Below are 8,959 nucleotides of genomic sequence, written 5' to 3'. Positions count from 1 at the left end.
CCGCGGACGCGCCGCCGAGCGCGCAGGCCGGCATCGGCCAGCGCGCCGGCACCCCCCGCTCCACCGCCCCGGCCCGCCCGGTCACTGCGGCCAGCCGGCCGCCGAAGGAGGTGGCGAAGGCCGCCCCGGCGTCGGTGAGCTACCTGAGCGACCGGTACCGGGTGCCGCAGGACGAGGCGGCCCGGCGGCTCGCCCTCCAGGAGCTCTCCGCGCCGCTCGCCGACACGCTCGCCGCGAGGTTCCCCACCCAGTACGCCGGCATGTGGCTCGACCAGGCCGGCGGCGGCGTGCTCACCATCGCGGCGACCAGCCCGGACCCGGTCGCGCAGGCGGTCGCCGGGGTGCCGGACGCCGCCCACGTCAAGGTCGTTCCGGTACGCCACTCGCTGCGCGAACTCACCGCGGCGGCGACCCGGCTGGCCGGAACGCTGAACGTCACCGCCGGCACCGACGTGGTGGTCGACGAGAAGGCCAACGAGGTCGTGGTGCTCACCGGCGACGTGCTCGCCGCGGGTGACGCCCGGCTGGCCGACGCGCTGGCCGCCGCCGGTGTGCCGGCCCGGGCGCAGGCCCGGCTGGCCGCGTCCTCGATCCCGAAGGCGTGCGACCCGCGCTACTGCCCGCAGGCGCCGATGCGCGGCGGCATCCGGCTGGACGTGCCCCGCGACGACGGCACGGTCGGCGGCTGCACCACCGGCTTCAACGTGCGGTCGACGTCCGGCCGGTACTACGTGCTGACCGCCGGGCACTGCGTGGTGGGCGGCCGGCACCAGCACGTCGACCAGACCTGGCACCAGTACCTGGGCCCGAAGGTGCCGGTCGGGGTCGAGTCGACCAGCCCGGTGCTGGCCGAGAACGCCTTCCCCAACGACTACGCGGTGCTGCCCTACTCCGACGGTGCGCTGAACCACTGGGCGTGGCCGCGCCAGGCCGGCGGCGACGCGCAGAGCCTGGTCACCTACTGGTGCGTGACCGACAACCCGGCCTGCGCCACCAAGGGCAGCCACGACGTGGCGATCACCGGGTACACGGCGTACAGCGCGGTGCAGGCCGGCTGGATCGTCTGCGCGACCGGCTCGGCGTACACCCCGAAAGCCGGCGAGACGTACGTCGACTCGGGGGCGGGGCTCGGGTACGTGCCGGGCACCCGCTGCGGCGAGGTCACCGGCAAGGCCAGCGGCGGCATCGACGTGCGGATCTGCGCCCGCCCGGGCGACAGCGGCGGCCCGCTCTTCACCGAGTCCGACGGCCGGGCGCTGGGCATCCTGCACGGCGGCGACCCGGGCGACGGCGCGTGCACCAACGCCGCGGAGCAGAACATCTACACCCCGGTCTCCACCATCCTCAGCCGGGTGAACTCGCGCACCGGGCTCGGTTTCCAGATCGCCCTGCACGGCCCGCTGATCGGCCCGACCGCACCCTGACCGTCCCGTCGGGCGCCGGCGAACCGTGGGCGTCGGCGACCCGACGGCGGACACGGCGATAAGCCGTGGGCCGAAGGCCGCCGGCTGCCTACGATCGACGGATGACTGATACGGCGAGGACGGCCCGCGCCGGCGTCCCCGAACGTCCCACGTTGGACGGCCTCGAGGAGACCTGGGCGCGCCGCTGGCAGGAGGAGGGCACGTACGCGTTCGACCGCTCGAAGGAGCGCCCGGACGTGTACGCGATCGACACCCCTCCGCCGACCGTATCGGGCGAGCTGCACCTCGGGCACGTCTTCTCGTACACGCACACCGACCTGGTGGCCCGGTTTCAGCGGATGCGCGGCCGGGCGGTCTTCTACCCGATGGGCTGGGACGACAACGGTCTGCCCACCGAGCGCCGGGTGCAGAACGTGTACGGGGTGCGCTGCGACCCGTCCCTGCCGTACGACCCGACCTGGGTCCCGCCGACCACGCCGGTCGACGACGCGGCCCGGAAGAACCCGACGTCGATCGCCCGGCGCAACTTCGTGGCGCTCTGCGAGCAGCTGACGGCCGAGGACGAGCAGGTCTTCGAGGGGCTCTGGCGGCGGCTCGGGCTGTCGGTGGACTGGTCGCTGACGTACACCACGATCGGACGGGTGGCCCGGGCGACGAGCCAGCGGGCGTTCCTGCGCAACCTGGCCCGGGGTGAGGCGTACCAGGCGGAGGCGCCGACCCTCTGGGACGTCGGCTTCGCCACCGCGGTCGCCCAGGCCGAGCTGGAGGACCGGGAGCGGCCGGGGGCGTACCACCGGCTGCGCTTCACCGGGCCGGGCGGGCGGGAGGTGCTGATCGACACCACCCGACCGGAGCTGCTGCCGGCGTGCGTGGCGCTGGTCTGCCACCCCGACGACGAGCGGTACGCGGAATTGGTGGGCGCGACGGTGCGTACCCCGGTCTTCGGGGTCGAGGTGCCGGTGCGCGCGCACCCGCTGGCGGACCCGGCCAAGGGAACGGGCATCGCGATGGTCTGCACCTTCGGCGACCTGACCGACGTGACCTGGTGGCGGGACCTGCAGCTGGACACCCGGGTGGTGATCGGCCGGGACGGGCGGCTGCTGCCCGAGCCGCCGGCCGGGGTGCCGGCGGAGCCGTACGCGGCGCTGGCCGGGCAGACCGTCAACGGCGCCCGGCGGACCCTGGTGGAGCTGCTGCGCGACGCGGGCGACCTGGTCGGCGAGCCGCGCGAGATCAGCCACCCGGTGAAGTTCTACGAGAAGGGCGACCGGCCCCTGGAGATCGTCTCCACCCGGCAGTGGTACCTGCGCAACGGCGGCCGGGACGCCGACCTGCGGGAGGCGCTGCTGGCCCGGGGCGCCGAGCTGCGCTGGGTGCCGGAGCACATGAAGCACCGGTACGACCACTGGGTGGGCGGGCTGACCGGAGACTGGCTGGTCAGCCGGCAGCGCTTCTTCGGGGTGCCGGTGCCGGTGTGGTACCGGCTCGACGACACTGGCGAGCCGGACTGGACCCACCCTCTCACACCGGACGAGGCGACGTTGCCGGTCGATCCGTCCAGCGACCCGCCACCCGGGTTCGAGGAGTCCCAGCGCGGCCTGCCCGGCGGTTTCGTCGGTGACCCGGACGTGCTGGACACCTGGGCCACCTCCTCGTTGACCCCGCAGATCGTCGGCGGCTGGGAGACCGACCCGGACCTGTTCCGCCGGGTCTTCCCGATGGACCTGCGCCCGCAGGGGCACGAGATCATCCGGACCTGGCTCTTCGCCACGGTGGTCCGCGCCCACCTGGAGCACGGCGTGCTGCCCTGGCGGGACGCGGTGCTCTCCGGCTGGATCCTCGACCCGGACCGGAAGAAGATGTCCAAGTCCAAGGGGAACGTGGTCACCCCGCACGCGCTGCTGGAGCAGCACGGCTCCGACGCGGTGCGGTACTGGGCGGCCACCGGCAAGCCCGGCATGGACCTGGCCGTCGACCCGGCCCAGATCAAGGTGGGGCGCCGGCTCGCCACCAAGCTGCTCAACGCGTCCCGGTTCGCCCTGGGGCTGGGCGCCGCGGACGCGCTGCGCGCCCCGGCGACCGCGCCGCTGGACACCGCCATGCTCGCCGAACTGCGCGGCGTGGTCGGGGTGGCCACGGCCGCCCTCGACGAGTACGACCACACGGCGGCGCTGATGGCCACCGAGGCGTTCTTCTGGCGGTTCTGCGACGACTACATCGAACTGGTGAAGGAACGCGCCTACGGCACCGGGCCGGCGGCCGACTCGGCCCGGGCGGCGCTGGCCACCGCCCTCTCGGTGCAGCTGCGGCTCTTCGCCCCGATCCTGCCCTTCGTCACCGAGGAGGTCTGGTCCTGGTGGCGGTACGGCTCGGTGCACCGCGCCACCTGGCCCACCACGTACGAGGTGGGGCGGGCGATCCGGTCCCCCGGTGACCCGGCGCTGCTGCGGCTGGCCGGGGACGCGCTCGGCCAGATCCGCCGGGCCAAGTCCGAGCGGAAGCTGTCGATGCGGGCGGAGGTCCCGCTGGCCGAGGCGCTCGGCCCGGCCGCCCTGCTCGACCAGCTCACGCTGGTCGCCGACGACGTCCGCGCCGCCGGCCACGTCACCAAACTCGACCTCCTCCCCGACCGCACCCCCGAACTGGTGATCGCCTGCGCCTTCTGACCCCCAGATCGGCGCACTTGCACGGAAGGAGTGGCCCCCCGGGCGTGGGAGGCCACTCCTTCCGTGCCAGTGCTGCCCCGTGGGGCGGGGGGTCAGCTGGTTTCGCCGGCTACCGAGTAGGAGCGGAGGCGGTCGATCGCGAGGATGGTGAAGCCGATGCTGACCAGCGTTGCCAGGACCGCGGCGAGCGTCACCCCGACGGTGGTGGAGAGCAGCGCGGTGGGGGCCATCCGATCGGCGAGGGCGATCACCCACTGCTGGATGGAGAGCACCTTGGTGCCCTTCACGAAGTTGCCGAGCAGCCCCTCCCAGATCAGCACGTAGACCAGGCCGAGCAGGACCGGCCGCCGGGTGACCAGGCTCAACGCCAGGAACAACGCCGAGTACGCCAGCGCGCCCACCGCCGAGGCCGCGGCGAGGGCCAGGCCGAGGCGTACCGAGTCGGCGAGCACGCCCGCGACGTAGAGCGGCACGGCGACGGTGACGGCGCTGACCCCGGTCGCCACCGCCAGCTTCGGCAGCACGATCTGCCAGCGCGGCAGCGGCTTGGTGAGGATGTGCACCACCGTGCCGTCGTCGATCTCCGCGCCGAGCACGCCGGTGCCGATGATCAGCGCCACCACCGGCAGCACCACGGCCAGGCCGAGGCCGACCAGTACGGACGGCCCCCACTCGCGGGGGTCGACGCCCAGCGCCCGGCAGAGCACGGCCAGCCCCACCAGCACGATCGGCAGCGGCAGCAGCATCAGGAACCGGCGCCGGCCGAAGAGGCCGCGCGCGGTGATCCAGGAAACGGTCGACATCTCAGGCCTCCACCAGGTACGAGAAGACGCTCTCCAACGACTCGTCCTCGGGGAGCAGCTGGCGGACCCGGATGCTCCGGGCCAGCGCGATCTTCGGTAGCGCCCGGGTGAAGGCGCCGTAGTCGCCGGCCCGGACGGTCAGGCCGGTACGGCCCAGCTCCACGCCGGTGACCGAGGGCTCGGCCATCAGCGCCACGGCCAGCGCCCGGTCATCGGTGGAGCGGACGGTGAACACGTGCGGCCGGTTGGTCATCAGCCGGCGGATGGTCCGGAAGTCGCCGGACGCGGCCAGCCGGCCGGCCACCATCACCTGCACGGTGCCGGAGACCTGCTCGACCTCCTCCAGGATGTGCGAGCTGAACAGGATGGTCCGGCCGGCGTCGCCGAGGGAGTGCAGCAGCCCCATCATGTGCAGCCGCTGGCGCGGGTCCATCCCGTTGAACGGCTCGTCGAGCAGCAGCACCTGCGGGTCGTGCACCAGCGCCGCGGCGACCCGGGTGCGCTGCCGCATGCCCTTGGAGTACGTGCCGATCCGGCGGTCCTGCGCGTCGGCCATCTCCACCTGGGCGATCGCCCGCCGGGCCGCCGCCTCCGGGTCGGGCAGCCGGTGCAGCTTCGCGCTGGCCAGCACGAACTCGTACGCGGTGAGGAAGGTGTGCACCGCCTCCCGCTCGCTGACCAGGCCCAGCCGCCGGTAGACACCGGGGTTGCGCCAGGTCGGCTCGCCGTCCAGGGCGACCGTGCCCCTCGACGGCGCGAGGAAGCCGGCCATCATGTGCAGCAGGGTGGTCTTGCCGGCCCCGTTCGGGCCGAGCAGCCCGGTCACCCCGGGCCCGAGGCGCATGGTGACGTCGTTGACCGCCACCACGTTGCCGTACCAGCGGGAGACGCTGGCCAGGTCGAGGGTGCTGGTGGTGGCGGTGGCCGGCGGGGCGCCGGCGTCGAGCGTGGTCATCGGGCGGCCACCTTCCGGTATCGCAGCAGCAGCAGGGTGACGCAGGTGGCGACCAGCAGCACGGCGGTCGCCGCGTAGACCGGGCCGAAGTCGCCGATCGGCATGCCGCCGCCCTGCCCCTCGGGCACCAGCAGGTCGCCGAGCGCCCAGTTGCCCACGCCGCCGACGAGCGTCGAGGGCGAGGCCATGAAGGCCAGCTCGTTGACGGTCCGGGACGGCATGATCGACAGGACGCCGACGACCGGCGCGGTCATCAGGAAGACCGCGACGATCCCGCCCGCGGCGAACGCCCGCTTGCCGGTGAGCGAGGCGACCAGCAGCCCGATCGAGGCGAAGACCACCGCCCACAGCGCCGCGTAGAGCAGGCCCGGCAGCAGGTCGAGCAGCTCGTCCCAGACCCCGCCCATCCCCCGGTCGGTGGTGAACGCGGCGCCGAGGAACATCACCAGCTGCGGCGCGCCCAGCAGGAGCCAGAGCGCGGTCATCAGACTGAACAGTTTGGCCACGGCGTAGTCGCCGCGCGGCAGCGGCCGGGAGAAGTACAGCGGCAGCACGCCGCTGCGCAGGTCCCGGGAGACCAGCTCGGGGGCGGCCACCGCGACGAAGAAGATGACCAGCCAGCTCATCGCGTCGGCGAACTGGGCGTACGTCATCACCACCTGGCCGATCTGGCTGCGGACCGCGGTCACCCCGGCGGCCACCACGGTGACGATGGCGACCACCAGCCAGGGGAAGATCTTGGCCTTGGCGCTGCGGCCCAGCCCGAAGACGGTGCGCAGGCCGTGCAGGTAGAGCGCGCCGAAGACGTGCCGGCGCCCCAGCCGAGGGCCGGTGTAGCGCTGGTAGCCGATGTCGTGGATGACCCCGGTCGGCTCAGACATGACTCGGCTCCCTCGCGGCGAAGAGTTCGGCCACCCGGTGCCGGCGCTGGTCCAGCCGGTGCAACGGCAGGTCCAACTCGGCGACCGCGCCGAGGATCTGGTCGTACGTGCCCTCGTCGACGAGCGGGACGAGCAGCATCCGGCCGTCCCGGGTCACCGGCAGGGCGAGCGCGGCGAGCCGGGTGGCCAGCTCCTCCGTACCCTCGCTGACCTCGACGGCGAGCACGTCGGTGGCCGACGTCATCGCGGCGATCCGGTCGGCACGCAGCAGCCGGCCGCCGTCGATGGCGACCAGGGTGTCGCAGATCCGCTCCACCTCGCCGAGCAGGTGCGAGCAGACCAGCACGGAGATGCCGAACTCGGTGCCGATCCGGTGGACCAGGGCGAGCATGGCGTCCCGGCCGGCCGGGTCGAGGCCGTTGGTCGGCTCGTCGAGCAGCAGCAGGTCCGGGTCGTGCACCAGGGCCTGTGCCAGCTTCACCCGCTGCTTCATGCCCGTGGAGTAGCCACCCACCGGGCGGTAACGCTCCTCGTACAGGCCGACGTGGCGAAGCGCCTCGGAGGCGCGTTCCCGGGCCACCGTGCGGGGCAGCCCGCTCATCCGGCCGAGGTGGGTGACCAGCTCGGCGGCGGAGAGGTCGGGCGGGAGCGCGTCGTGCTCCGGCATGTAGCCGACCCGGGCGCGCACCGCCGCCGGGTCGGAGGTGGGGTCGAGGCCGAGCACGGAGACGCGCCCGCTGGTCGGGGCGAGCAGCCCCAGCAGGATCTTGATCAGGGTGGACTTGCCGGCGCCGTTGGCGCCGACCAGGCCGATGATCCCCGGCTCGACCGCGACGGTCAGGTCGGCCAGCGCGGTGACCCGACCCCCGTACGTCTTGGTCAGCGACTCGGTCGCTATCAGTGTCACGCTCGTCAGCCTAGGGAGCGGACGCTCGTCGGGACATCAGGCACGCCCCTGATACCACCAGTAGGGGGTGCCGGCTGATGGCGTGGCGTGCGGCTTTGGCGGTCTCTAGTGCTCAATGATGGTGGGCGTGAATTTGAAGGAGTGGGCGGCGTCGCAGGGCATCGCGTACGCCACGGCGAGGCGGCCCTTCGCGGTCGGGGCGCTGCCGGTTCCCACTTGCCGGCTCGGCCGGCTCATCATGGTCGGCGAGCCGTTGGCCGCAGCTGCGGAGGCCAGGCAGGTCGTTGTCTACGCCCGGGTTCCGTCGGCTGACCAGCGGGCGGACCTGGACCGGCAGGTAGCCCGGGTCACCGTGTGGGCGACCGGGCGGAACCTCGCCGTGTCGCGCGTGGTGACCGAGGTTGGATCAGCCCTCAACGGGCATCGCAAGAAGTTTCTGGCCCTACTGCGTGATCCGGCCGTGCAGACGATCGTGGTCGAGCACCGGGACCGGTTCGCGCACTTGGGTGCCGAGTACGTCGAAGCCGCACTCGCGGCGCAGGGCCGCCGCCTGCTGGTGGTCGATGCCGCGACCAGGGACGCCCCGGTGTGAAGACGATCCAGGCTTACCGGTTCGCCCTCGACCTGACCCCAGTCCAGCAACGGGCGGTGCTGGCCCACGCTGGTGCCGCCCGCGTCGCGCACAACTGGGCGCTTGCGCGGGTCAGGGCCGTCATGGATCAGCGGCCGCCGAGCGCACCTACGGTCTGTCTGAAGATCGGCTCACCCCCTCCACGTCGTCGTCACTGCCGGCGCTGCGCAAGGCGTGGAACGCGGCGAAGGCCGACGTCGCGCCGTGGTGGGCCGAGTGCTCGAAGGAGGCATTCAACACCGGCCTCGACGCTAGCCCGGCACATCGCCGACGCCGCTTTCGCCGAATTCAGACGCCAGCTCGCCTACAAGACCACCTGGAACGGTGGTCGGCTACTCACGGCCAACCGCTGGTATCCGTCATCGAAGACCTGCTCGGGCTGTGGCGCGGCGAAAGCCAAGCTCGCCCTCTCCGAGCGCGAGTACGAGTGCGAGTCGTGCGCCCTGGTCCTGGACCGGGATGTGAACGCCGCTCGCAACCTGGCCGCACTCGCGGCCGAGCACGACACCGCCGGGAGTGGCCCGGTGGCAGGATGTGGAGCCGACCGTAAGACCCGCCCCGGCGGGCCGGTGGCTGTGAAGCGTCAACCCGGCACCGCTCTCACGGGGAAGACCGGGACCGTCCCACCGCAAGGCGGGACTGCCGATCACGTGCTCACCAGAGCACACTGAAAGGTAACGGTAAGGAAGTCG

At 73.0% G+C, this 8,959-nt stretch carries 7 protein-coding genes and 1 pseudogene; 4 read left to right on the top strand and 4 right to left on the bottom strand.

The window, feature by feature from the left end; genetic code table 11:
• Window positions 1–1,424: S1 family peptidase (locus V6U81_RS25635; protein ID WP_334492888.1), on the top strand; the 1,424-nt coding region annotated here is incomplete at its 5' end.
• A gap of 101 nt (window positions 1,425–1,525) precedes the next feature.
• Window positions 1,526–4,090: a valine--tRNA ligase gene (valS, locus tag V6U81_RS25630; RefSeq protein WP_334492886.1), complete on the top strand. Its 2,565-nt coding sequence runs from the start codon at window positions 1,526–1,528 to the stop codon at window positions 4,088–4,090.
• Between the two features lie 92 nt (window positions 4,091–4,182).
• Here the strand turns inward: valS and V6U81_RS25625 are convergent, their stop codons facing one another.
• The 4 genes from V6U81_RS25625 to V6U81_RS25610 are packed head-to-tail and all read right to left on the bottom strand — an operon-like array spanning window position 4,183 to window position 7,636.
• On the bottom strand, window positions 4,183–4,893 hold the full coding sequence (locus V6U81_RS25625) for an ABC transporter permease (RefSeq protein WP_334492884.1): 711 nt from the start codon (window positions 4,891–4,893) through the stop codon (window positions 4,183–4,185).
• A gap of 1 nt (window position 4,894) precedes the next feature.
• Window positions 4,895–5,848 carry an ABC transporter ATP-binding protein gene (locus V6U81_RS25620; protein ID WP_334492883.1) on the bottom strand — a complete coding sequence of 318 codons (954 nt, stop codon included), beginning with the start codon at window positions 5,846–5,848 and terminating at the stop codon, window positions 4,895–4,897.
• Complete coding sequence (locus V6U81_RS25615; protein ID WP_334492881.1) at window positions 5,845–6,729, bottom strand: ABC transporter permease; 885 nt, start codon at window positions 6,727–6,729, stop codon at window positions 5,845–5,847. The genes V6U81_RS25620 and V6U81_RS25615 overlap by 4 nt, the downstream gene beginning before the upstream one ends.
• Window positions 6,722–7,636 carry an ABC transporter ATP-binding protein gene (locus V6U81_RS25610; protein ID WP_334492880.1) on the bottom strand — a complete coding sequence of 305 codons (915 nt, stop codon included), beginning with the start codon at window positions 7,634–7,636 and terminating at the stop codon, window positions 6,722–6,724. Before V6U81_RS25610 ends, V6U81_RS25615 begins: the two co-directional genes overlap by 8 nt.
• A 127-nt stretch (window positions 7,637–7,763) precedes the next feature.
• Here V6U81_RS25610 and V6U81_RS25605 point away from each other — a divergent pair.
• A pseudogene (locus tag V6U81_RS25605) lies at window positions 7,764–8,216 on the top strand (IS607 family transposase); the annotation flags it as partial.
• A gap of 8 nt (window positions 8,217–8,224) precedes the next feature.
• Window positions 8,225–8,938 carry a zinc ribbon domain-containing protein gene (locus V6U81_RS29255; RefSeq protein ID WP_420884085.1) on the top strand — a complete coding sequence of 238 codons (714 nt, stop codon included), beginning with the start codon at window positions 8,225–8,227 and terminating at the stop codon, window positions 8,936–8,938.
• Window positions 8,939–8,959: the final 21 nt, after the last annotated feature.

Source organism: Micromonospora lacuserhaii (assembly GCF_036902735.1).
Classification (GTDB): Bacteria; Actinomycetota; Actinomycetes; order Mycobacteriales; family Micromonosporaceae; genus Micromonospora.
Note: the sequence above shows the minus strand (reverse complement) of the source record. Positions and strands in the feature narration are given on the sequence as shown.

Bases quoted from the DNA above. Each gene is read 5' to 3' on its own strand.
- V6U81_RS25620 (WP_334492883.1), bottom strand. From the start codon at position 5,848: ATGACCACGCTCGACGCCGGCGCCCCGCCGGCCACCGCCACCACCAGC.
- V6U81_RS25615 (WP_334492881.1), bottom strand. From the start codon at position 6,729: ATGTCTGAGCCGACCGGGGTCATCCACGACATCGGCTACCAGCGCTAC.
- valS (WP_334492886.1), top strand. From the start codon at position 1,526: ATGACTGATACGGCGAGGACGGCCCGCGCCGGCGTCCCCGAACGTCCC.
- V6U81_RS25625 (WP_334492884.1), bottom strand. From the start codon at position 4,893: ATGTCGACCGTTTCCTGGATCACCGCGCGCGGCCTCTTCGGCCGGCGC.